We start from the raw sequence: 24,691 nt of genomic DNA on the forward strand, positions 1-24,691 counted from the left end.
TAATCTTTGATTTGAAAAGTTCTATTCAATTGCTCATCTATAACGTCTATTTCACATTCTGTTCACGCTGTGCTGCCTAAGGTATAAACATACACTTCATACGGACACTGATGATGAGACTTGTAAAAACACTAATTGCTACAGCTGAACCGTACCGGGTTTGTCGGAGAGTCAATATTCTGAGAGACTATCCCGATGACAAAATTAAAATATACCCCTGAAATCAGAGAAAGAGCGGTTCAATTATTGATTGAATCCGAGAAAGATTATCCATCGAATTGGGCTGCAGTTTCCGCAATTGCTCCTAAAATTGGCTGTACTCCTGAAACACTACGTGTTTGGTATCAAAAATACTTGGATCAACAAAATCCAATCAAAGTACAACAATTTTCAGATCAAGAACGTATCAAACAACTGGAACGTGAAAATAAAGAACTGCAACGTGCGAATGAAATTCTACGTAAAGCAGCCGCTTTTTTCGCCCAGGCGGAGCTCGACCGCCCACACAAATAATGGTGGATTTCATCCATAACAATAAAGACTTATATGGTGTTGATGCGATTTGTAGGATTTTACCGATCGCAGCTTCAACCTATTACCGAACTTTAGATCTCGCTGACAATCCAGAACCTCGAGCGAAACGAGTTCGACATGATGAGCATCATGCTGAACAAATTCAACGAATTTGGAAAGAAAGTTCAGGTCGATATGGTGTGCGTAAGGTCTGGCAACAATTGAAACGTGAAGGTTATGTTATCGCACGTTGTACAGTTGCTCGATTGATGCAGAAGCTAGGTATACAAGGTGTTTGGCGTGGTAAGAATAAACAAACCACCCGTAGCCGAGATGATCAAAAAAGAGCACATGATTTAGTGAAACGGAATTTTAGTGCTGATCGACCTGACCCTTGCGAAGCAATGCTTCTTGTATCTTGATTGATATAGTGATTAGCTACCACTATACGCAAATTGTAGAGTTTGGAATGCTGCTAAAATCTTAAATTTGAACCTGAGATAAAACCTACAATTTGCCCTTATCCCTCATACAACTCTGAACGGTAACTAAGCACTTTGATGCTGTATTCACAAGGTAAGATGATGGTTAATGGGATAAAAATCATAGCTTAAACTCAAGGAATATCACCATGATTATGCTAGGTATTGATGTCAGTAAAACCAAAATAGATTGTTGCATTTTCCCTCAAGGTTTGACTGGAAAAAGAAAAAATAAAATATTTACTAATACAGAAAGTGGCTTTGGCAGTCTGCTCAAATGGCTCATCACTCTTAAAATTGAACCTGATCAAGTGACAGCAATCATGGAAGCGACTTCGGTTTATCATGAGAATTTGGGATATTATCTATATGATGCAGGTGTAAAGGTTTGTGTGGCTAATCCTTCACGAGTAAGAGCCTTTGCCAAAGGCATGTCCATGCTAAATAAAACGGATAAAGCTGATAGTGAAGCTCTTTCACGTTATGGTTACACCGCAAAGTTAATCATATGGCAGCCTGAACCTGAAAATGTCAGATTATTAAAAGCTTTACTAGGCAGACGAGATGTCTATCTAGGTAGTCTATTGCAGGAAAAGAATCGACTTGAAAAGGCGCAGTCTACTCATACCTCCGTTGTTGTGATTAAATTACTTGAAGAGAATATTGAGTATTTAAATCAGCAACTTGAACATATTGATAAGTTAATAAATAATCACATAGATCAAGATCCAACATTGAAACAGGATTTGAAATTACTGCAAACTATTCCTTCAATCGGTGAACGATCAGGCTTATTACTGTTGGGGTTATTTCATTCGCACAAGTTTGAAAAAGCAAGTCAAGCTGCTGCATATGTAGGTTTGGTTCCAGTACATCAGTTGTCTGGCAGTTCAGTCAACAAGCAAAGTCACTTATCAAAAGCAGGTGACAGTAAAATACGCTCAGTATTGTATATGTCAGCATTAACAGCGATTAAATATAATCCACACATTGAAGCTTTATATCAACGATTATTAAGCCAGGGTAAAAATAAAATGTGTGCTTTAGGTGCTGCAATGCGCAAGCTTATACATCTGTGTTATGGCGTTTTAAAACATCAGACTGCCTATCAAAGAGATTATTTATTGGTAGAATAATCTCAAAACCTGATTGACTACCAAGACGGTATCTCAGGTCGCTGACTTTACGTATATTCAAACCAATTATGGCTGGGTCTACACCGCCTTTATTATTGATGTGTTCTCGCGAGCAATTGTTGGATGGAAAGTATCTACACGGATGAATACAGATATGGTGCTCGATGCACTTGAGCAAGCATTGCACGATCGAGGCATGCCAAAGAATGTGATTCATCATTCAGACAGAGGTGTGCAATATCTTTCCATTCGTTATACCAATCGTTTAGAAGCAGCAAATTTAAGAGCATCAGTCGGTACGACTGGTGATTCATACGATAATGCTTTGGCTGAAACAGTGAATGGCTTATACAAAACAGAGGTGATTGAATATTTAAAAGCAGATTGGCAAGGTTTAGCGGATGTACAGCTTGCGACACTAAACTGGGTAGATTGGTTCAATAAAAAGCGTGTACACAGTGCACTGGGTTATGTATCACCTTTTGATTTTGAAGCAATGTACTATGATAAGATTAACCCGTTAGGTCAGGTGGCCTAACTTAAATAAAAAGTCTCCGACAAACCCGGTACGGTTCAGTTGGCATTAATACTATGTTGCAGTGCTACCGAAGCGATCGAGGTATTAGGATTTTTGCAGGCATTGACAATACTGAGTTTGAATTCTTTGCTGTATTTTCGGCGTTTTTTAGCAACAGGAGGTGTTGCTGAATATATATCCATGTTCATGGATTAAGTCCCCACTTGTTTTTAGGTGGGAACTAAATTAAGGCTTATAGGATCGCTTGGTAAGGCTGTGTTAGCCGGATGCTTACTAAAATGGCACAAGGCAAGTGAGTAGTAAGTGTCCATTCTTAATAAGAATTGGTATCCAAGTAGCTGTTGATTTTGCACCAAGCACTTGAAACGCCCGTATCAGCCTCGTTACAACCGGGATTGCTTTGGTGAACTGATTCAAATCGATAGCTCATACCATGACTGGTTTGATGGATGAGCCCCTAAATGCTGTCTACTGGTGTTTATCGATGATGCCACAGGAAAATTGCAGCATTTACGCTTCTGTGAGTCGGAATCAGCCTTTGACTATATGATTTCAACACGTTTGTATGTCGAACAGCATGGTAAGCCTTTAGCGTTTTACAGCGACAAACATTCAGTCTTCAGGGTGAATCAAAGCAGCAAGAAAGACACCAAGATTACGCAATTTGGGCGCGTACTCAGCACCCTGAATATCGATATTATCTTCGCCAACTCACCACAAGCCAAAGGCTGTGTAGAACGGGCGAATAGAACCCTTCAGGATCGTGATCAAAGAGATGCGCCTGGAAGGCATCTGTTCGATTGAGCAAGCGGAATGCCTGGCTGCCCTGCTTTATACAGCAATTTAACTAACTGTGCGAAATTCCCCATCTGTAATCTTTGATTTAGGTGGGGATAGATAGCACGACTTTGGGACTTACTCAGGTCTTTCTTGGTTTTGTATGTACTCTTGAAAGATAGTATTGCTCAAGCTCATCAATAGGCATCGGTTTGCCAAACAAATAGCCTTGATAATGGTAACAGCCTTGTTTTTCTAATATATCTCGTTGGGCTTCAGTTTCAACTCCCTCAGCAATTAAAGAAATTCCCAAAGTTTTAGCCAAAACAATAATCATTTTCACAATTTCGGCATCATTACTACTCACCACGATATCACGAACAAAACCTTGATCAATTTTCAACTGATCAATTGGAATACGTTGTAAATAAGCCAGAGAAGAATAACCAGTCCCAAAGTCATCTAGAGAAAATATCACTCCATAACGTTTAAGAATGGTCATTTTTTCAATAATATCTTCTATACGCATGACTAGGGCGCTTTCGGTAAGTTCAAGTTTGAGCAAGTGTGCCGGAGCTTGGGTACGCTCCAGAATTTCGAGTACGTCTTGAACAAACTCCTCACGCCTAAACTGACTTGCACTGACATTCACGGCGATGCTGAGATGAGCTGTTTTCGGGTGTTTAGCCCATTCTCCTAATTGCTGGCAGGCACTTTCTAGTACCCACTGACCCAGTGAAATCATAAAGCCATTTTCTTCTGCTATAGGGATAAAACGGGCAGGAGAAATCATTCCTTTAACTGGATGACGCCAACGTAACAAGGCTTCTACTCCTATCATCCGCTCTGCACCATTTACTTGTGGCTGGTAATACAACATAAGCTGATTTTTTTCCAACGCTTGACGCAAGCCGGCATCAATCTCGGCACGTTCCTCAACCTGAGATTGAATCCGTGGATCAAAGAAGCGATAGGTATTTCGGCCATAATTCTTTGCTTCAAACACTGCCATTTGGGCACGTTTAATTGGATCCTGTAGGTTTTCCTCTGCATCTTGACCAAACAGGCTAATCCCGATACTTGCTGAACTACGGTACTCAGAGTTAGTGAAAAAGTATGGTTGAGCGAGTCTTTGCAAAATATCTTTTGCAGTTTTTTCTGCTCGTTGGATAGCCTCCATCTCGGAGTTTCCAAGCTGATCAAGCAGTACCACAAACTCATCACTCGTAAATCGAGCAACCATTTGATTTGCTTCTATGTATTCTGACAGGCGCGTTGCGACTTGCTTTAATAAGCGATCGCCAGTCTCATGACCTTCTGTATCATTCAATACTTTAAAGTGATCCAGATCAATGCACAGAAGTGCTCCCCACCATTTTTTATTTTCCGCTTCTTGTAGGCTCTGTTCAAGATGCTCGAGAAACAGGCTACGGTTAGGTAATTGGGTCAGAGAATCATAGAATGCAAGCAAGCGTACTTTTTCTTCTGAAGCTTTGTAGGCAGAAATATCGGTAATAGAAGACACATAATGCGTCGTTTCGCCATTCCTATCACGTACAGCCGCAATCAAGATGTGCTGTGGATACAATTCTCCATTTTTACGCTTATTCCATATTTCACCTTGCCAAGATCCTGTGGTACGAATAAGCTCCCACATGGTGGCATAGAATTTTTTGTCGTGCCTGCCCGATTGAAAGATTTTTGGTGTATTACCGATCAACTCTTGCTGGCTATAACCGCTAATTTCTGTTAATGCACGATTGGTCCGTAAAATAACTCGCTGAGAATCTGTAATCATCATTCCAACCTGGGATTCAAATGCAGTTGCAGCGATACGCTGATTTTCTTCAGCTTTTTTACGTTCAGTAATATCACGTGCCGAGCAGAAGAAAACCTCTTCATTATCAAGATGCACTAGAACTGAACTGACTTCTACTGGATAACACTCACCTTGAGCATTCTGATAATAAGTTTCGAAGCGAATACCTTCTGGATTTAAAACACCTGTATTGATCAAATCTTGAAGATCTGTTTCATTATAGCCGTTATCCCAATAACTCAGCGTTTGTCCTACAACTAGTCGTGGAGTGCTGCCTATCATACGAAAAAACGAATCACTCCCTTCAATGAGCCGGCCTTGTCTATCTAGTATATGAATACCATCTTTAGCATTCTGCAACAGCATCTGACTACGACGATTACTTAATATATTGGCCCGGATTTGATACCAAACTAAGTATGTTGTAATCGCAGTAACTACAAGAAAGAGCAACCCAAACAAAATAGCTTTAATTAGTTCATGATACCATTGAGCCAGATAGTCTTCTTTTGCATAAGCAACAACAACAAAAACAGGCATAGTGCTTAATCTACGGAAGTGTCCCATACGTGGGACTTTATCTATTGTTTGTTGACTATAAATACTACCAAACTGTGCTCTGGAATGAACCAGTTGTGACAGTTCTGGTGGTGCACTTACAAAACCCACTAGGCCTTTCGGAGTTTGGAGCACGGGATTGCGGGCGATAATTCGCATATTCAGGTCTTGCACCAACAGCACCCCTTTAGGGCCTACATCCAGATCTGCAATCAGATGATTAAAGTAACTAGCAGGTAATGTAGAGACGATCATACCTGCAAAAGTTCCATCCGGCTGGTTGTAACGTCGTGCAAATAGATGAACCCAGCCTTGACCATTAGGATCTCTTATTAGTTTCGTAACAAACAGTTGATCTGTATCATTCTGTTGAACATCTTTAAAAAAACGATAGTTGGCGTAATTCCAAGTCTCATTACTAATATCACTATCGCCAAATTGGACTTGACCTTTGATATCGGTGATATGAATTCGTGTAACAGAACCGATCCAGTCTTTTTGTTTTTGAATAAAGCTAGAAATATCTCTATCATTTATTTGTTTTTTTTCACGTAATTCTTTTTCTACATAAGCTTGTAACGTATGTAAAGATAAATCAATTTCTTTTGAGCTACTGCTAATTCTTTTTTCGAGAAGTAAAGTTAAATTTTCTATATGAATTCTAACTTCAGCTTCTTCGCGCTCATGTGAAGTATATAAGGTATAAGCAAATAAACTAATCATGAAAATATTCACGATTACGAATGCTAAAAAAAGAAAGATAAAAATTGATTTGTTTTTTGACAACATATTCGCTCTGTAAGATATAAGTTCTCTTTGCGCTGCCAATGCAACGCCCCCCAAGATTCAATCTTTTAAGCAACAAATTAGATTACAAATCACTTAAAATATAAGGCGGATTCAAGCGGCAAGTACAACAGTATAAAAACCACCCATAACTTCACTCGGTGTAAGCCAACCTAGTGTTTTTCTAGAACAATGGTTGAGTGCAAATTCTATCTGCTCTATTTGTTCGTTTGACACGTCATCAAACGATGATGATTTTGGCAGATATTGACGGATTAAACCATTCGTATTTTCATTTCTAGCTCACTGAATAGACTTGTAAGGATCAGCAAAATACGTCTCTATGCCAGCATCAGTAATTCTTTTGTGTTCGGCAAATTCCTTGCCATTATCAAATGTCACACTATAAGCATGGCTCATCCGTAAACGGTCTAATGCACAAGTAATCATTTTAGATGAAGTTCTCGTCTTTCCTGAATGAACAATATGTACGCACAGGCTCTTTCGATCAACGAGAGTTAATAACGCACCTTTATGATGTTTACCAATTACCGTGTCACCTTCGAAATCTCCTAAACGTTGTCGTTAATCAATGACCTGGTCTCGGCAATGAATACTTGTTTTATCAATGATTTGCCCCCTACGATCCGTGTTTTTGTAACCTCGTTTTCGATATTTCTTCTGATGCCTTAAGTGTAGATGGAGTTTACCGCCTTTTGATTTATCTTGATTAATGTACTGGTAAATCCACTCATGTGAAGGTACATCCAGCCAACCGCACTGTGTTAAAGCACCTGAAATTTGTTCTGGTAACCAGTCCAAGTTAATCAAATAATCAATTCATAATTCACAATTTATTCACACTTATACTCCTACGCTTACCGCCTGGTATTTGAAAATATTTTAAATGGTTATGGTTACTGTAATCATGTAATGATCCAACCATAATTAAAAATATTGACATAAGTACTAAATTACACTTGGCAGCTTTAAGCTTAAAACTACGCGATAGATTTTATACGACACCTATCAAAGCTTGAAGAAAAAGGTATCTATATGATTTTTCAGCAATATAAGATTGTTTTTGGTGGGAGTATGGGGGCTGGAAAATCAGCCGCGATCAAGGCACTTTCCGACATTCCGGTCATAGAAACCGAAGCAATCAATACAGATATCGAGAGACACAGTAAATATTCCACTACAGTCGGAATCGACTACGGTGAAATCGTGCTGGAAGATGAGACTAAAATTGGACTTTATGGCACCCCCGGTCAGGATCGTTTTGATTTTATGTGGAAGATTGTCTGTAAAGGTGCAATGGGCATTGCTATTTTAATTGATCATTCACGTGCAGAGCGTTTGCAAGATTTGCAAAATTATATCAATGCCTTCCAAAGCTATAGTAAAAATCTTGTGATTGGTATTACCCATCTTGATCAACCAAATGACCATATGCTTAAAATTTATCGGGATTGGATGAGCCTAAATGACTACAGTTATCCTGTATTTGCGATTGATGCCAGACACAAAGATGATGTTCTTCTTATAGTTGAAGTATTAATTGCTGCTATTGAAACTTACAGTATGCCAATGCTTTAAAGGATGAAATCAAAATGAATCTCAATCTGCCTTCACGCCAAATTCCTCAATCATTGATTGAAACTGGTCGTGTAAAAATGCATGAACTGTTAAATAGTGTCAGTGGTGTTGATTTTGTAATGTTGTGTTCTTCCGACGGTTTTCAATTGGCTTTGGCTAGTAAAAAGCAGTTAGAGCATACTGGGAAAATTGCGGCGGTCAGCAGCTCGATTTTAGCCATGGTATCGGCTTTTATTGCTGAAATTAACTTAACAGGCTGTAAAACTCTTTCACTGGATGCTGAAAATGGTCATGTTGTGTTAATGGGGGTGGAACATGCAGATTATCCCATGCTAATTGTAGCAGTAGGGACATCTGATGTGCTGCTTGGTCAAATGCGCTATGAAGTTAAAAAAGCATCTGAATCTTTAGCTAAGATCAATATATAGATGATTTTTTAAATTTTCTGATTAATTCTTTTGGAATGTACTGTATTTAAATGAATTTTAATATTCATAATAACAGTTGACTTAATTCGGTTAGAGAATGAAGAAAAAATTAAATATTGCTGTCTTCGGTCTGAGCTTAAATACTCTTAATCAGCTTAAAACCCAAATATTGCGCTCGGTTCCCTATGAAGTGAATATACGTTGGGTAAATATTGCTGACACTAATATAGATCTCCTGATGGTGAATGATGCCTTTTTTGCTTCATCTAGCATTCAAAAAATTCTTGCGCAGATTCATGTAAATTACTTACGTCTGATTAAAGTTCCAGAACAACAGGGGAAGATTGTCGATGACACCTTAGCTTATCCTGTGACACAGTTAGATGATTTACGTGAGTGGTTACAAGAAAAATTCTTTGACTATGAACCAGATTATCCTTTTCATCTACCGGTAGAAGCTATAGGCCACTCTGTTACGATTTCGACGGTCTTGGATCAATGTTTATTAGCCAGAAATGGTTTTATTCAACTATTTCATTATCGAGGATTTTTGGCATTAGTAGATACTGTGACCGAGCGCGTTTGGCTTAACCCTAATAACCCAGTATCGTGTTTTGATAAAAGTTTAAATCACACCTATGCTACTAACCAATTTGTACAAAACACGATCAAAGATAGGCCGGCTCAGGATTTACGCAGCTGGTTGTGGCAGATAGCCTATCATTCTACTGATCTAGCGCTTCCAGATATTCAGATGAATCAATATTTCAAATTGCAGATTTGGCCAAAATTTGAGTCAGGCAATGAGCGTCGTAATTTGTTAAAAATTGCCTCCTGTTTTGCCCAAGGTGCTCAAATTCAGACAGTAATCGATCAATTAGATATTCCAAAACATCAAATTATCCGCTTTGTTGCGCTTACTCACATGCTCAAAATGGGTTCATGGATTGACTCTCATGAAGCTCAATTTATGAGAAGTCATGTATCAACTGACCAAGGTCAGATGGTAAAAGTACGTAGTTTCTTTACGAAACTGCGTAAAAAATTAGGTCTTTAAATCAGTATTTCTTATGGGGAAACCCTTCATTTAAGGTAGACAGTAAAATGGCACGTATCGTTTTAGATAGTTTAACTGTGATAGATGGTTTTATTGCAGCCGCATTAGTAGATAGTGAAAGTGGTTTAGCTTTAGCAACAACACATGGTACTAGCATAGACTTGGAACTTGCAGCAGCAGGTAATACAGAAGTTATCCGTGCAAAACGTAAAATAGCCAATGCTTTGCAATTAAATGATGATATTGAAGATCTTTTAATTACTTTAGGTAAGCAATATCACCTGATTCGCCCACTTGAAAGCAATGGGAATTTGTTTTTGTATCTAGTTTTAGATCGTTCAAAATCAAATTTAGCTATGGCTCGCTTTGAACTGAAAGCATTTGAGAAGGAATTAGACTTTTCTTAATCGCGAATTTAATCTCAAGTGCGACACATTTATAGTTAGTTGAAAAAGTTAGATGTATTCGTAGAATCATTAGACTTTTTCAACTCGTAACTGGCTTTGTTGCAGAAAGGTTTGAAAGTTGCCATAAACTAGACATTTTTACTGGTGAGAATTGAAAATATAGACATTTTGAATGGGTTCTAACATTTTTGATGCAATATAGCTGATTATCTTTAATCGAGCGTAAGACCCCCCACCGACAGTGAGGTGGTGGATATAAGCGAGTGGCGTAAGCCATAATAAAGCTAACATTTTCTTGGATATATCACCAATTTCTGATACAGTTATTTATTAATAACTCTTTCCTAAACAATGGTTTAATGAATATTTCACAACATTGCAAGTTTAGGCTTTTGCCTAATCAAGAACAGGAAATATTGCTTAATCAAGCAATCGGTTCTGCTCGTTTTGTGTGGAATCAAATTCTCGCTAAATCATTTGAAGTGTTCGCTAAAGATGAATTTATTCGCTATGAAACCATTGAGAAAAACTTAGTACCACTCAAGAAAATACCAGAGTTCTCTTTTCTTGGTGATACCTATTCAGCTTGCTTACAGCAAAAAATCCGTGATCTTGCTACAGCATGGAAGAAGTTCTATAACGCCAAAGAACAAGCGAAGTTGAAGCAAAAACCATTCAAACCTAAAAAACCAAGATTCTTTAAATTAGCTGATGGTAGCGAGGTTCAGCTTCGACCACTCATGCCACGCTTTAAGAAAAAATCTGATGGTGAGCAATCGTTTAGACTTCCGTTTCAGGATTGTGATGTTGTCGGTGATCGCGTTTCTTTGCCTAAAAAAACAGGTTGGATTAAGTTTAAAAAATCACAGGAAATTGTTGGCAAAATCACAAGTGTCACGATTAAGAAAATTTGTGGGCTTTGGTACATTTCATTTTGTACTAATCGTGAGGTCGAACAACCTATCCACCTATCAAAATCAGCCATTGGCATCGACTTGGGCGTTAAAAAGTTAATCACAACCTCTAGTGGTCAGGTATTCGACCCGATCAATAGCTTTAAAGCCAATCAGGTCAAGTTAGCTAGGCTTCAACGCAAGTTGAGAAAGAAAACCAAATTTAGTCAAAACTGGAAAAAACTGAATCTAAAGATCAATAAATTACACCATCATATTGCCAATATTCGGCATGACTACTTGCACAAAGTCACTACAACTCTCAGCAAAAACCACGCAATGATCGTAGTTGAGGACTTAAAGGTAGCCAATATGTCGAAATCAGCGAAAGGCTCAATCGAGAAAAAAGGAAAGAATGTTAAAGCCAAATCGGGCTTAAACAAATCAATTCTTGATCAAGGTTTGTCGATGCTTGTCGATATGTTGGAGTACAAACAGCTATGGTGAGGTGGTTTGCTCGTCAAAATTGACCCTAGATATACAAGTCAAACGTGTAGCTCATGCGGTCATGTAGCGAAAGAGAATCGACAAACTCAAGCTAAATTTGAGTGTGTTGAATGTGGCTTTAGCGAGAATGCGGATATTAACGCTTCTTGCAATATTTTGGCGGCAGGACATGCCGTTTTGTCTGTCGAGGGAGGATGCGGTAAAGGTCGCCCTGTGAAGCAGAAAGCAAGTGAAATCCGTGAGGAAGTCACCTAAGAGCTTTTGCTTTTAGAATCCCCCACTTGAGGTAAAACGAAAGTGGCGGGAGTATGTCAATTTTAAGTCCATCTTTCTTAAAAAAGAATGGGAATCTGTCTGTTTTACCCATAGGGTGTTGTCATCTTCACATTCTATTCACGACATTTTATCTAGATTAAATGCATAAATTTAAGACGGACAGTGATGATGAAAAATGTTAAGAAAATAATGGCAGCGGCCTTGTCTCTACCACTGCTATTGTTATCCGGATGTAAAAGTATCCCTAGTTATTCCTCTGATTATGCAAAAGCCAGAACTGGTACTCAGGGCGTAGCTTTGGATGAGGATAAAGCACTAGCTATTGGAACGCGCTTTACTTCAGCATTTAATACTTTGGGTACACCAGAATTTACTGAAAGAGCTGGAGTATTATATGCCGATCAGCTTTTTATTAACGATACCCTTTCACAATTTTCATCCCGGCAAAATCTGCTTGAACATTTTCAGGGGATGAACAAGCGAGTCAGTAATGTTAGCGTTAAGCTGTTAAATACCTATTATCATCAAGATTCTGCCTACGTACATTGGCATATGGCCTATGACTTTAAGATGTTCGGAACGACTCGAAGCATGGATTCTTTCGGAATCAGTGAAATTAAGGTCAATGAAAACAATAAGATTATTTTCCAGCAAGATTTCTGGGATCCCGCCAACGGCCTGTATCGTTCCCTACCTTATGTTGGAGGTGCCTATTCATGGGTTCTGCCTTTCAAAAAGTAGTGATCAGTACGGTGTTCGTGATGGGAGTTAGTATCAGCTCATGGGCGCAGGCACAAACCTTAAATAAATGTAGTAATGGCCCACTGATGGTGGGGAAAAAACAGGTTGGAGTGGCCAGATATTTTGCACAAAACTGTAGTCAGTCCTGGAAAGAACAGAATATCCAGATGGATTTTTCCTATACTCAAAATATTCCGGAATGGGCATTCAAACGAGCTGCTACGCATCTGCTCAAGCGTAACGTTAAGGACCCCAACATCCAGGCTATTTTTAATCCGATCACCGAGTTATATCGTCCAGTGAGATCAGGTGATCTGTACCGTTTAAAATACAACCATTACACACAAACCCTAAGTTTATCCCTCAATCGGAAAGACTTGGGGCAGCTGCAGCATCCTCTAGCCCAGCAATATTTTAATATCTGGCTTGGTCCGCAGCCATTTAGTGCTAAATTAAAACAGCAATTATTAAATTAGTATCCGCAGCTATGTCCAAACATTTTATCCTGATGGTGGAAGACCATTATGAACTGGCCTCTACCTTGTGCGAGTTTCTTGAAGAACACGATTTTGTGGTCGATCATGCCCGAAATCTGCATGCTGCACGCCAGTTATTAAAACAACAGCGTTATCATGTTCTACTCTTGGACATTAATTTGCCTGATGGTTCTGGCTATGAACTGTGTGAATGGTTACGCAATGAAGAAGGTCTGGACCTACCAGTATTGATGCTCACTGCTCGTGATACCCTGGATGACAAACTCAAAGGCTTCAATTCCGGTACAGATGATTACCTGGTCAAGCCTTTCGATTTTAACGAGCTAGTGGTACGGGTCAAAGCCCTGATCAAGCGTTCGCTGGGTGAAGTCTCTAGTAGCCGTCTGCAAATTCACGATCTGGTTCTGGATCCGGCCAGACAGCAGCTAACCCGTTCTGGTCAAACCATTGAGCTGCCTCCGATTCAATTTAAATTGTTAAAACTCTTGATGCGCCATTCCCCTAAAGTGCTGACCAAGCAGGAAATTATGATGGAGCTTTGGGGCGATGAAGAACCAGAAAGTGATGCGTTACGCAGTCATATCTATAATCTACGTAAGATGGTTGATAAGCCTTTTGAGCAGAAGCTGATTCATACCATATCTGGTGTCGGTTTAAAAATTGCTTTAGAGTCTTAATATTTTCAAACGGAAACTTCGTTTAAATACACTACTACAATCAGTCCGGTCGTCATCGCAAGATCAACATCCTGATGGGTGCTGAGATAATACTGCCGGTCAAACAACTCCACCCGCCAGCCCAGCTGCTTGCACAGCTTCTGTACCAGTTGCAGGCCAATGCCATGTCCTTTGATTTCCAGTTGCAGCTGCTGTCCGGAAAGCTCTTGAACTTTGGCGTTATTCGGCCAAGGAATGCCGACCCCATCATCGGCAATCAGTACTTTATTTTTTTGCAGAATGACGTCAATTTCTGTGCCTTGCGAATAATTCAGCGCATTGCGCAGAATATTGCCAAACACCATTTTGGTCATCGATGGATAAAGCTTACGTGGCTGTTCATCGAGGTCTTTTTGTAGATCAATCTGCATGCCTTTGTTATGGCTAACGCTGTCCAGATCTTGCACCAGATTGTCCAGTAACTGGGACAGCATGCTTGGTTCGGCAGTTAAAGTATTGGTGGTATTGCGGGCAATCGCCAGCAAAGTATCGACCAGCAGCTGCATATCTTCAATGGTATTGTGCAGGCGGGTAAAGGACTTGTTGTCACCATAGCGTGCCTGGCACAGCTGCACATTGCCCTTTAAAATGGTCAGTGGCGTACGCAGCTCATGGCTGACATCACCGGTAAACTCGCGTTCACGCTGAATAAACTCGCTTAAGACGTGATGGTATTTTTCTAATGCCTGCTTGAGATATTCCGCTTCCAGATTGGAGTCGGTACGGATGTCCTGAAACGGGGAAGCCTGATTTTTCTGGTGTTCCCAGTCAATATGCTCCAGCGCATTGGCTAGGCGGGTAATCGGGGAAAAATAGCGCCGAGCACGGCGATTCCACCACCACAGCACGCTATACAGCACAAATAGGCTGACCATCAGTGGTGCCAGACCAAACAGCCACACCAGCTTGTTGACGTTGCTTTCGCCAAATACCAGCAACACATGCTGTCCATCTTTTTCACCATAAACGGTCATGCGTTCCTTACCATCGACAAAACGCCGGTTCACCCCTTGCTCAAGCTGCATATGCCGAAATTGGACCGGCGGCACATCGTTCCAGCGGTAACCATATAGGTTTTTGGTGTCGGGCAGTTCAGCAGCTGGATTACGTTCCAGCCGCTGCCAGTAGTGTGACATTTCTTGTTCCAGCGCAGTTTTGAGCAAGGAACCCTTGATTACCCAGGCACTACAGGCAATCCCGATTACCACAGATAGGGCAATGAATCCGATTTGCAGCCAATAGTAGCGGTTAAACACCTCACCCAAAGGATGATCGCGTTTGTCCCTAAACAGCTTTAACATTGCTAGATTCCCCGCTGGCCCATCCGATTCATTGTTCAATTATATGGCTTTTTTCTTAAACAGAAAGTGGCCGATCACCCATTCACGTCCATGCTCATAACCAAACAGTTCGGCACAGGCCATAAAGAAAATCCGCCAGCGTTGCCACCAGATGGCGGCATCTGCACCATAGGTCTGTTCAAACAGGGGCTGCAGCTCGACCTGTTTCCGGTCCATGTTCTCCAGCCAGGCATTTGCGGTGCGTTCATACTGCGTGCCGGCCCATTGCCAGTGCTGCTCTAATTGCAAATGCTGCTGGAAATGCAGAAAGGTCGAAGCTGCCGGCATCAGTCCGCCACTAAAGAAATATCTCGACATCCAGTCGAATTCATTTTTCACTTCAAACGGATAATGCAGGAAACGGTGACAGAAAATATGGCACCAGAGCAGACCATCCGCTTTCAGCCAGCTGCTGATATTTTCAAACAGTTTCTGGTAATTACGTACGTGTTCAAACATTTCCACCGAAACCACGCGGTCAAAGGACGCGGGTTCCAGTTGCAGCACATTGACGTCGCAGGTGATCACCGTCAGGTTCTGCAGTTTTTTCAGACGCGCCTGTTCCTGAATATACTGGCGCTGGGTCGAGGAATTCGACACCACCGTGATACGGGCCTTGGGATAATGCTCGGCCATATACAGACTCAAAGATCCCCAGCCACAGCCAATTTCCAGAATATCCTGTCCATCTTTTAACTGTGCACGCTGGCAATAGCTGGCCAGTGCCGCTTCTTCCGCCTGATCGAGCGTGGTATGAGTATGTTCAAACAGGCTGGCACTGTATTTCAGACGCTTGCCCAGTACTGCCTGGAAAAATGCGGTGGGCAGTTCATAGTGCTGTTCATTGGCCTTGTCGGTCTCGATGGCAATCTCGCTGTTTTTCAGCATATGCAGCACATCCATATAGCGCCGGGCTGCCAGTGCCGGGTCAAAGCGCCCTTCCTGTGCCAGACGTTTTTTGCTTAGGCTGCGAATGCCGGCGCGAATGACCGAATCGGGCAGCTTGCCGCTTTCGACCAGTTTTAAAGATTGTTGAATCATAAAGTCCATGTATTTACCTACTGTTTGGGTGGCCACGGAATAAACATTGAAGTTCGTCGTTGATAGTCTTTATAGTTGTCGCCGCGATGTGCCAGCGCCTGTTGTTCACTAAAGGGAATCCCGGTGATGTAGTACAGAAACAGCCACATCAGCAGCGGATAAATCCATAATCCATAGGCACCTGCTGCCAGACCAAGGACCGGATAGGCAAACCAGTGCAGCCATTCAAAGAAATAATTGGGATGGCGCGAGTATTTCCAGAGTCCCCGATCCATGGTTTTACCCCTATTTTGTGGATTGAGCTTAAACCGGTAAAGTTGCTGGTCAGCGGTACTCTCACCGATCAGCGCCAGCAACATGATCATGCCTGCCACAATCAGCATCACTGAGGTCCAGTCATTCCACTGCTGCACCGGAATGCTTAGCAGTTCCAGCATCGGATAGGAAAACAGCACCACCAGTCCGGCCTGAAACATAAAAAAGGCCAGAAAACCGAGATGCTGGTAATCGCCCATAGCCCGGCGCATATTGGCGTAACGGGTATCTTCTACAGTTTCATTGGCATAACGGCGCAGCAGATGCCAGGTCAGGCGTAAAAACCAGATGCCACTCGCCACGCCCAGAAACATGCGCACCGGTAGCGGAGCCGTTTCCACGACCCAGGCCGCGATAATGACGTTGAGTGCAATACTGAAACTCCACGCTACATCGACCAGTCCGGCACGCTGGTTATAGGTCACCAGCAGCCAGCTACACAGCATAATGAAGACATTCAGCACCAGTAAATTCAGCAGCATGTCAGCCCTCCTGTTTTATCTTGGCTTAGTAGGCACTGGCTTCGAACAGCAGATGTACATCACTGATCACGCCTTCGCGGAAGCCACCTTCGCAATAACACAGATAAAAATCCCACATGCGGATAAAACGCTCATCAAAGCCGAGTTGCAGGACCTGATCATGCTGCTGCAAGAAACGCTGACGCCAGCAGTGCAAGGTCTGGGCATAGCTCTGGCCTATATCTTCCAGATGTTTGAGACGCAGTTTTTGTTCGGAAGCGGTCTGGGTCATGACACTGATACAGGGAATAAAACTGCCCGGGAAAATATAGCGCTTGATATAGTCCACGGTATTCAGGGCTTTGGCATAGCGTGCATCTTCAATGGTGATGGCCTGAATCAGGGCCAGACCATTCGGTTTCAGCAGCTCACGGCATTTCTGGAAATAGGTGGATAAATACTGCTCACCTACGGCCTCGATCATTTCAATCGACACCAGCTTGTCGTATTTGCCTTCCAGTAAGCGGTAATCTTTTAGCTGCACAGTCACGCGATGGGATAATCCTGCTGCCTCTATTCGCGCGACCGCTTCATCATACTGTGCTCTGGAAATGGTGATGGTGGTGACCTTGCAGCCATACTGCTGCGCGGCATAAATGGCAAAACCACCCCAGCCGCTGCCAATTTCGACCAAATGATCCATCGGTTTGAGTTGCAGTTTCTGGCAGATCAGCTCTTTTTTATAATCCGAAGCCTGTTCCAGACTCATGCCCGGCTCTTTAAACACCGCACTGGAATACATCATGCTGTAATCCAGAAACAGCTTGAAAAAGTCATTGCTCAGGTCATAATGCTCGGCAATATTTTTGCGGCTGCCATCAATCGAATTCTTGCGCGATTTATACCAGACCTTTAACAGTAACTGGCTGGCTTTGGCCACTGCATTCTGATTCATCTGGTCCAGCACATCGCGGTTACGTGCCAAAATGCGGATCACATCGACCAGATCTTCACTGCTCCAGTAGCCACGGATAAAACCTTCGGCAGCACCCAGTACACCATTACGGAACAGCAGATCCATCAGACGGACATCATGCACCTGTATCACCGCCTGTAAATCGCTATTTTCCCCGACAGCCCCGTTCCAGACGCCTTTAAAAATCAGCTGACCATGGCGTAATTTCAGCAGGTGGCGCAGTACCACCGGCAGTGTGCTTTGCTCTCCCATGAATAGTGTCTTCATCGCAATGTGTTTCCTTTTTCTTTTTTAGGATGTCGGTAAAACGGAATTTTCTTTTTCCATAAACGAAAGGCGTGCAGATAAATTCCGCTGACCATCCTGAAGGGTTCAAGAACTTTCAGTACAGCATAGCGATGCTGCTGTGAAGGAACCGTGATGGCCTGCAAGGAAAATTTCAGGGTGGCATCGAATTGCAAGATTCCCTGCTCAAACAGCTGCATATGAATCACGTTCTGCCGATCCGAAAAGCTGAAGCGCCAGCGATAATCCAGCCCCATCGGCATGAACGGCGACACATGAAAGGCCTTTTTAAAGTCAAACTGGTGACTCTGGTACGGCGCATGTTCGTCTGCATTGTTCCGGCAGTCGTGAATGTAGACCTGTCGTTCATTCCACGGTGTGTTGGTGATTTCACTCAGCACAAAGAGCAACTGGTCGGTGGCACCAAAGACCAGATAAAACACTACGGAATTGAAACGGAAACCCAGTGTGCGCGGCAAGGCCAGCACCCGGATGGAAGCGGCATGCGGTAACAGATAGTTTTCCCGCTTGATTAGCAGGCGTGCAACTTTCTGCCGGATTGAACCACATTCCATGCTCAGAAAATCGCGCTCATCCAGGGTCAGAAAATTCCAGCGGCTGGAAGACCAGAGCCAGGATTTACCGGTAAAGGTCGCGAGCTGATCCGGATCAAACCATAGATAGGTTAGCTGGGTCTCAAAAGCATGGGCTTTGGGCAAATAACGTCGGTGCCGGATTTCGGCAGAGGCAATCGCCAGTGGATACATCTGCATCATGTGCTCCTAGGCGGCCTGTTCGGCCTGTTTCAATAGCTGATCGACTACCCATGATGCGCTACGCGCCCCATCCTCATGAAAGCCCCAGCCCCAGTAAGCACCACAGTATGAAGTGCGGTTTTGGCCGTTGACCTCGACCCAGCGTTGCTGTGCTTCAATCGCCGGGGCATCAAACACTGGATGACGGTAATGTCGTTCTACCCAGACTTTTTTCGGATTCAGGGCAAAATTAGGATTCAGGGTGGCAAAGACTTGGGTTTTACAGTTCAGGTTCTGCAACTGGTTCATCCAGTAGCTAAAGCCATAATGTGTGCCACTGTGCTGGAATGGCGTCTGTTCAGTGGCCTGAGTCGGCGTGACGTGTACATGCCAGCTGGCCCACTGGCGACGGGATTTGGGCATGATAGAGGTATCGGAATGTACCACCATGCGGTTATCCTGATAGCGGAACTTGCCTAGCACGTCCAGCTCCTGCGCGGTCGGGTCTTTCAGCAGTTCCAGGCTGTCATCAGCATGGCTGGCAAATACAACCCAGTCAAAACGTTCGCTGCCCTGTGTCGTTTCAACCAGCACATCATTGGCACTCCGGGATACATGCAGAACACCCGTTTTGCGGAAGGTGATATTCGCCTGGGCTTGAATGGCGCGAACGTAGCGAGCTGATCCCCCCTTGACCGTGAGCCATAATGGCCGGTCTTTCAGCTGCAACATGCGATGGTGCTGGAAAAAGCTCACCACAAACTTATACGGAATCTGTCCAGCTTGCTCGACCGGGCAGGACCATAGCGCCCCACACATCGGATAGAGATGTTCCTGACGAAAGGCATCGCTATAACCATGTTGATTTAAATAATCATCAATACTGAGCTGTGTATCGACCTGTTCCACATCCAGATCTTTATTGGCTGCATAGAAACGGAACAGATCCGACAACATCGCGCGAAAATCAGTATTAAGAAAGTTTTGAGGTCGGAACAACAGCGAGAATTTTTTTGAAGGATTATACTGTAAGCCACTGACCTGATTATTCACCGAAAAGCCCATGTCACTGCTTTGCGATTGAATCCCTAGTTCTTTTAGCATCGAGCAAAACAGCGGATAGTTATGCTCATTAAACACAATAAAGCCACTATCCACCGCAACCTGTTCACCCTCGATATTCAGCTGATGGGTATCGGTATGACCACCAAAGTAGTTATTCTTTTCAAAGACTGTGACTTCATGCACTTTGCTGAGTTTCCAGGCAGCGTACAGACCGGAAATACCTGAACCAATAATTGCAATTTTCATGGTGATTCCTTCGATTGAATCGTGTGAGTGTCGGCAGTAGCAGCTTTTTTATGTTTTCGAGCCTGAGCGATTTTACTGGCTTCATAAATCCGTGCCGGAATGGGCTTGAGGCCCCAGACCAGTCCCAGCCAGGACATGAGTTTCAGCAAGTAATAGGTCACATCAATCTGCCACCAGTAAAAACCCTGCCGGGTACTGCCGGCATAATAATGGTGATTGTTGTGCCAGCCTTCGCCCAAGGTAATGATGGACAAGAATAAGTTGTTGCGGCTGTGATCGTCCGTATCAAAATCCCGGCTGCCGTAATGATGCGCCAGTGAGTTAATACACAAAGTGGCATGGAGCAATAACACAGTGGAGACCACAAATCCCCAGACCAGCAATTGCAGGCCGGAGGTACTAAGTTGCGGCCAGGTGATGGCCAGCCACTCCCCTAGCGCATAAATCCCGCCCGCGGTCAGCAGCACCACAATTAAACTGAAGCGGTCCAGCCAGATCAGTTCCGGATATTTCAGCCAGTCCTTGATCACTTCTTTACGCGTGGCAAAATTATATTCATTTAAAAACCAGCCGACATGGCTGTACCAAAAACCATGTGTTGAGGAGTGTGGATCTTGTAGTGTATCGGTATAGCGGTGGTGATAACGGTGATGGGCCGCCCACCATAGCGGACCACGCTGTGCACTCATAGTTCCAATTAACACAAACAGGAATTGCACCGGACGCGAAGTCTGAAAAGTTTTATGTGACAGATAGCGATGAAAAAAGGCCGTAATGGAAAACATGCGGATTAGGTAGAATGCGAGCATGAAACCCAGTGCAAACCACGATACCCCCACCCAGAATACTGCCAGACAGGCCAGATGCAGTAGAATAAAGGGTAAAATTCTGAACCACTGAATTTTACTATTTTCAGCAGTCAGGGTTTTGGGCGCTGTGGGTGTAGACCAGCTGTCTATCCATCGCATCAGACTTTTCAACATGGACTCTTCCTATTTCAAGCGACTGTCTTTATTCCATTTGATGAGTCTAATCAGTCAGATATGAATTTTATGTGAAGTGAAATAAAAAAAAGCCGAACTGTAGAGAGACTAATGAGTTCGGCAAAAGGGTAACAGACTAATGTGGCAATTTGATAAGTTTTGTCACGTCATAACCATAATATTTTGCTGTCTCCAGATAAGACTTATAGATGGCTTCATCCAGTTGCGGTTCACGCGATAAAATCCACAGGTATTTGGTACTCGGTCCACCGACCAGTGCCACTTTATATTCCGGATCCACGCGTAATACCCAGTAATGCCCTCTGGTAAACGGAATCCATCTTAAACCTGGCGGCAAAAAGCTGACCTTTAGTTTGCTGTTGCCCTGATTTTGCGGATAGGCCACCCCTTCAGAGCTGATCATTTCACCATTTTCAATCCGGCAGCTATTTAATACGCCCATAGTCTGATCGGCATTGACAGTGTATTGTGCCGAGATATTCGATACGCATTTACGCTGAAAATACATCGGTAGATGCGCAATTTCATACCACTTGCCCGCATACCGTTGGATATCTACCTGATCGACTGCCTGAGGTGGAACCGTTTCAGCTTGCGTAGTAAAGCTTAAGCTGATTATCGCCAGCGTTGTCGCTGCCAAAACAGACTTGAATAGCATCTTCATTTTTTAGCCTTGTTTGATTTTAGGCTTAAGATAACTCAACAGCATGTGAACAAAGCGTGAAGACGAAATGATGTGATTCAGGAGGCGTGCTGCTAAAAAAGTCCTAGACTGGTTTCCGGGTTAAAGCCATTCTTTGCTGTCATCTGCCACAGGGGTACCATGCATCACATGCTGAATCATGGCATAGGCAATACTGCCCTTGAACGGAATTTCGGGTAACTGATCAAATTTGAAAAACTGCGCATCGCTCAGTTCATTTTCCTGAATTTGAATGTCCCCTGTATGATATTCTGCCTTGAAGGCCATCATCAGATTGCTGGGAAACGGCCACGGCTGGCTGGCCAGATATTGAATATTTTTGATCTGTAGCCCCACTTCTTCTAGCGTTTCACGGCGTACTGCCTCCTCCAAGGTTTCGCCCACTTCGACAAATCCAGCAATCAGACTGTACATCTGGGTTTTATTGCGGGCATTTTTTGCCAGTAAAATTTCATCTTTGCCCCGGGTAATGATGGTAATCACACAGGGATTCACCCGTGGATACTGGTTATAGCCACAGGATGGACAGACCATGGCATACTGGCTGGCATGTTGCTGGGTGGCATGGCCGCATTTACTGCAAAAGCGGTGGTTACGGCGCCATTCCAGTAACTGTACTGCACGACTGGCCTGTTCAAATTGTGGTCTGTTCCAGACTTGCACCAGCTGCCGGATCGGAACCAGCTGATAACCTTCGGGCACTATTTCATCTTCTTTTAGATCGCGTGCAATGACCTGGCCATTTTCCGACAGGTTCAGGTCGTGCTGCAGTCTTTCCACTTGCGGCAACTGGAAATGATCATCCACCAGCAATTGCTGCTGTCTAAAAATATACGCTTTTGAATGCATGCTCGTGAGAATTCCCTGATTAAAAAAAATCCCATACTGGTGGTGTATGGGACAAAACTAAGGAAGCTTACATGGAGTAACTTCACGGAAGATACTAGGCGCACGTTGCCTGAATTACAACCATAATAATTTGTATCTTTTTGATTAAAATCACATAATTTTCACATCAATTATGAACTCAGAAATCATGAAAAGTAAGTTTCATCAACTGGCTTAGCGTTATAGAGATGAACGGTTTGTTATTGCAGCAAGCATAATTTCTGTGCAATGTATGTAATCCAAGACGATCATTTAGCCGAGTTGAATTGGCTCAACATGTGGGGTGATTTTTATTTTCACAAAAAATTGAACTGCCTAGATTTACACTTCGCTATCTTTGATCAGGTCTGGAGTGGCTATGCGTTTCGGTTTAATTCTGGGTGACCAGCTTCATCATCAGCTTGCTACGCTCAAAGCACTGGACCGTACCCGGGATGTGATCCTGATGGCCGAAGTGGTTGAGGAAGCCACTTATGTCGCCCATCATCCGCAGAAAATTGCCCTGATTTTTAGCGCCATGCGTCATTTTGCTAAAGAACTCAAAGCAGAAGGCTGGCGTGTACGTTATCATGCTTTTCAATCCGGCAGTCCGATTCGTAGCCTGCTGGATTTTGTGCAGGCACAGCAACAGCTGTTCCCCGTCACAGAACTGGTCATGACCCAATGCGGAGAATACCGCTTGCAGCAGCAGATTGAACAGCAGTGGAGCCAGCATCTGCAACTGCCGATACAGTGTCTGAATGACGAGCGTTTTTTCTGCAGTCCAGAGCAGTTCCGGCACTGGGCCAGCCGTTACCAGACACTCCGTATGGAATATTTTTATCGGGAAATGCGCAAGCAGACCGGCTACTTGATGCAGGGACAGCAGCCGCTTGGACAACAGTGGAACTATGACAGTGCCAATCGCAAGGCCTGGTCAGGCAGTCCACCATTGACCGCGCCACTGCACTTTGAACGCGATCAGATTGATCTGGATGTACTGGAACTGGTTGAACGCGAGTTTTCCCATCACCCCGGTAGCCTTGACGATTTCCGCTGGGCCACCACGCACAACAATGCCCTGCGTGCACTGCACCATTTTATTGATCACAGTTTGCCGCATTTTGGCGATTATCAGGATGCTATGGTGCAGGGAGCAGACACACTGTTTCACAGCCTGCTCTCGCCTTATCTGAACTGCGGCCTGCTGCTGCCCAGAGAAGTCTGTGATGCCGCAGAAGCGGCCTACCATGCCGGTCATGCACCGTTAAATGCAGTCGAAGGTTTTATCCGGCAGATTCTCGGCTGGCGCGAATATGTCCGCGGAATTTACTGGCTGTACATGCCGGAATATGCCAGCCGCAATGCACTACAGGACTCAGCGCTGCTGCCGCAATTTTACTGGACTGGCCGTACCCGGATGAACTGTATGGCGGAGTGTTTCCGCAATACCTTTCAGCATGCCTTTGCGCATCATATCCAGCGTTTGATGGTGACTGGTAATTTTGCTTTATTAACTGGTGTAGACCCACAGCAGATCAGTGAGTGGTATCTGGCAGTCTATGCCGATGCCTATGCATGGGTGGAACTGCCGAATACGCTGGGCATGGTGATGCATGCCGATGGCGGCTTGATGGCTAGTAAACCCTATGCCGCTTCGGGTAATTACATCCATAAGATGTCGGATTACTGCAAGCACTGCAGCTACAATGTCAAAACCCGTACCGAGCCAGACAGCTGTCCGTTCAACAGCCTGTACTGGTATTTTATGAGCCGGCATGAGGTGACATTCCGTACGCATCCACGTATGGGTATGATCTATCGGCAGCTGGACAAACTGAAAGATCGGCAGCAAATCATCAGCCATGCCCAGCAGCTTCTTAGCCGGATCAATGAGTTATAA

The 24,691-nt window shown here is 43.5% G+C and carries 19 protein-coding genes, 6 pseudogenes and 1 other annotated feature; of the genes and pseudogenes, 13 read left to right on the forward strand and 12 right to left on the reverse strand.

From position 1 onward, the window contains the following. Positions 1-195 precede the first annotated feature (195 nt). From ACNS8M_RS07820 to ACNS8M_RS07830, 3 genes and pseudogenes are all read left to right on the forward strand, one after another. Positions 196-905, forward strand: a pseudogene (locus ACNS8M_RS07820) (IS3 family transposase); the annotation flags it as partial. Continuing rightward, positions 471-587 (forward strand) — a sequence feature (AL1L pseudoknot). It overlaps the preceding pseudogene by 117 nt. 239 nt (positions 906-1,144) lie before the next feature. Next, the gene (locus ACNS8M_RS07825; protein ID WP_004278529.1) at positions 1,145-2,131 is read left to right on the forward strand and encodes an IS110 family transposase; all 987 of its coding nucleotides are present in this window, start codon (positions 1,145-1,147) and stop codon (positions 2,129-2,131) included. A 37-nt stretch (positions 2,132-2,168) separates the two neighbouring features. Continuing rightward, a pseudogene (locus ACNS8M_RS07830) lies at positions 2,169-2,669 on the forward strand (IS3-like element ISAba18 family transposase); the annotation flags it as partial. Positions 2,670-2,707: 38 nt separating this feature from the next. On the opposite strand, the pseudogene ACNS8M_RS07835 reads toward ACNS8M_RS07830, so the two are convergent. Next, positions 2,708-2,857, reverse strand: a pseudogene (locus ACNS8M_RS07835) (transposase); the annotation flags it as partial. A gap of 166 nt (positions 2,858-3,023) precedes the next feature. On the opposite strand from ACNS8M_RS07835, the pseudogene ACNS8M_RS07840 reads away from it, so the two are divergent. Then, a pseudogene (locus tag ACNS8M_RS07840) lies at positions 3,024-3,517 on the forward strand (ISNCY family transposase); the annotation flags it as partial. 71 nt (positions 3,518-3,588) lie between these two features. Here ACNS8M_RS07840 and ACNS8M_RS07845 read toward each other — a convergent pair. Both ACNS8M_RS07845 and ACNS8M_RS07850 read right to left on the reverse strand, forming a co-directional pair. Continuing rightward, positions 3,589-6,666 carry an EAL domain-containing protein gene (locus ACNS8M_RS07845; protein ID WP_419224694.1) on the reverse strand — a complete coding sequence of 1,026 codons (3,078 nt, stop codon included), beginning with the start codon at positions 6,664-6,666 and terminating at the stop codon, positions 3,589-3,591. Between the two features lie 57 nt (positions 6,667-6,723). Then, a pseudogene (locus ACNS8M_RS07850) lies at positions 6,724-7,449 on the reverse strand (IS30 family transposase); the annotation flags it as partial. A gap of 216 nt (positions 7,450-7,665) precedes the next feature. Here ACNS8M_RS07850 and ACNS8M_RS07855 point away from each other — a divergent pair. The 8 genes and pseudogenes from ACNS8M_RS07855 (at position 7,666) to ACNS8M_RS07890 (ending at position 13,691) form a co-directional block, all read left to right on the forward strand. Beyond that, entirely contained in the window at positions 7,666-8,208 is a 543-nt protein-coding gene (locus ACNS8M_RS07855) for a GTP-binding protein (RefSeq protein ID WP_419224695.1), read from the forward strand. A 14-nt stretch (positions 8,209-8,222) separates the two neighbouring features. Continuing rightward, positions 8,223-8,636, forward strand: a complete 414-nt coding sequence (locus tag ACNS8M_RS07860; protein WP_160243319.1) for a roadblock/LC7 domain-containing protein — start codon at positions 8,223-8,225, stop codon at positions 8,634-8,636. A 97-nt stretch (positions 8,637-8,733) separates the two neighbouring features. Further along, positions 8,734-9,693, forward strand: a complete 960-nt coding sequence (locus ACNS8M_RS07865) for a hypothetical protein (RefSeq protein ID WP_160243320.1) — start codon at positions 8,734-8,736, stop codon at positions 9,691-9,693. Positions 9,694-9,740: 47 nt separating this feature from the next. Beyond that, complete coding sequence (locus ACNS8M_RS07870; RefSeq protein ID WP_419224696.1) at positions 9,741-10,100, forward strand: roadblock/LC7 domain-containing protein; 360 nt, start codon at positions 9,741-9,743, stop codon at positions 10,098-10,100. Between the two features lie 359 nt (positions 10,101-10,459). Continuing rightward, positions 10,460-11,755: pseudogene (locus ACNS8M_RS07875) on the forward strand (RNA-guided endonuclease InsQ/TnpB family protein). A gap of 189 nt (positions 11,756-11,944) precedes the next feature. Next, positions 11,945-12,517, forward strand: a complete 573-nt coding sequence (locus ACNS8M_RS07880) for a nuclear transport factor 2 family protein (RefSeq protein ID WP_171503187.1) — start codon at positions 11,945-11,947, stop codon at positions 12,515-12,517. Further along, positions 12,493-12,993: a chalcone isomerase family protein gene (locus tag ACNS8M_RS07885; RefSeq protein WP_160243323.1), complete on the forward strand. Its 501-nt coding sequence runs from the start codon at positions 12,493-12,495 to the stop codon at positions 12,991-12,993. Before ACNS8M_RS07880 ends, ACNS8M_RS07885 begins: the two co-directional genes overlap by 25 nt. 11 nt (positions 12,994-13,004) lie before the next feature. Next, positions 13,005-13,691 carry a response regulator transcription factor gene (locus ACNS8M_RS07890; protein WP_160243324.1) on the forward strand — a complete coding sequence of 229 codons (687 nt, stop codon included), beginning with the start codon at positions 13,005-13,007 and terminating at the stop codon, positions 13,689-13,691. 5 nt (positions 13,692-13,696) lie between these two features. On the opposite strand, the gene ACNS8M_RS07895 is transcribed toward ACNS8M_RS07890, so the two are convergent. From ACNS8M_RS07895 to nudC, 9 genes are all read right to left on the reverse strand, one after another. Beyond that, a complete protein-coding gene (locus ACNS8M_RS07895) occupies positions 13,697-15,031 on the reverse strand; it encodes a sensor histidine kinase (protein ID WP_168398642.1) in 1,335 nt (444 codons plus the stop codon). A gap of 39 nt (positions 15,032-15,070) precedes the next feature. Then, positions 15,071-16,120, reverse strand: a complete 1,050-nt coding sequence (locus ACNS8M_RS07900) for an SAM-dependent methyltransferase (RefSeq protein WP_286409495.1) — start codon at positions 16,118-16,120, stop codon at positions 15,071-15,073. A gap of 8 nt (positions 16,121-16,128) precedes the next feature. Then, positions 16,129-16,908 (reverse strand): DUF1295 domain-containing protein, encoded by a 780-nt coding sequence (locus ACNS8M_RS07905; protein ID WP_160241401.1) that lies wholly within the window; start codon positions 16,906-16,908, stop codon positions 16,129-16,131. A gap of 25 nt (positions 16,909-16,933) precedes the next feature. Then, positions 16,934-18,130 carry an SAM-dependent methyltransferase gene (locus tag ACNS8M_RS07910; protein ID WP_160241402.1) on the reverse strand — a complete coding sequence of 399 codons (1,197 nt, stop codon included), beginning with the start codon at positions 18,128-18,130 and terminating at the stop codon, positions 16,934-16,936. After that, positions 18,127-18,921, reverse strand: coding sequence for a DUF1365 domain-containing protein (locus tag ACNS8M_RS07915; RefSeq protein WP_180024909.1), 795 nt, complete (start codon positions 18,919-18,921; stop codon positions 18,127-18,129). The genes ACNS8M_RS07910 and ACNS8M_RS07915 overlap by 4 nt, the downstream gene beginning before the upstream one ends. 9 nt (positions 18,922-18,930) lie before the next feature. Continuing rightward, entirely contained in the window at positions 18,931-20,214 is a 1,284-nt protein-coding gene (locus ACNS8M_RS07920) for an NAD(P)/FAD-dependent oxidoreductase (protein ID WP_419224697.1), read from the reverse strand. Then, on the reverse strand, positions 20,211-21,197 hold the full coding sequence (locus ACNS8M_RS07925) for an acyl-CoA desaturase (RefSeq protein ID WP_168396084.1): 987 nt from the start codon (positions 21,195-21,197) through the stop codon (positions 20,211-20,213). The genes ACNS8M_RS07920 and ACNS8M_RS07925 overlap by 4 nt, the downstream gene beginning before the upstream one ends. A 136-nt stretch (positions 21,198-21,333) precedes the next feature. Next, positions 21,334-21,882: a lipocalin family protein gene (locus tag ACNS8M_RS07930; RefSeq protein ID WP_168405431.1), complete on the reverse strand. Its 549-nt coding sequence runs from the start codon at positions 21,880-21,882 to the stop codon at positions 21,334-21,336. A 120-nt stretch (positions 21,883-22,002) separates the two neighbouring features. Beyond that, entirely contained in the window at positions 22,003-22,770 is a 768-nt protein-coding gene (gene nudC / locus ACNS8M_RS07935; protein WP_168397580.1) for an NAD(+) diphosphatase, read from the reverse strand. A 397-nt stretch (positions 22,771-23,167) separates the two neighbouring features. Here nudC and ACNS8M_RS07940 point away from each other — a divergent pair, with 397 nt between their 5' ends. Further along, the gene (locus ACNS8M_RS07940; protein WP_168397579.1) at positions 23,168-24,691 is read left to right on the forward strand and encodes a cryptochrome/photolyase family protein; all 1,524 of its coding nucleotides are present in this window, start codon (positions 23,168-23,170) and stop codon (positions 24,689-24,691) included.

The sequence above is a fragment of the Acinetobacter sp. A2 genome, assembly GCF_048537555.1.
In the GTDB taxonomy this organism is placed as follows: domain Bacteria; phylum Pseudomonadota; class Gammaproteobacteria; order Pseudomonadales; family Moraxellaceae; genus Acinetobacter.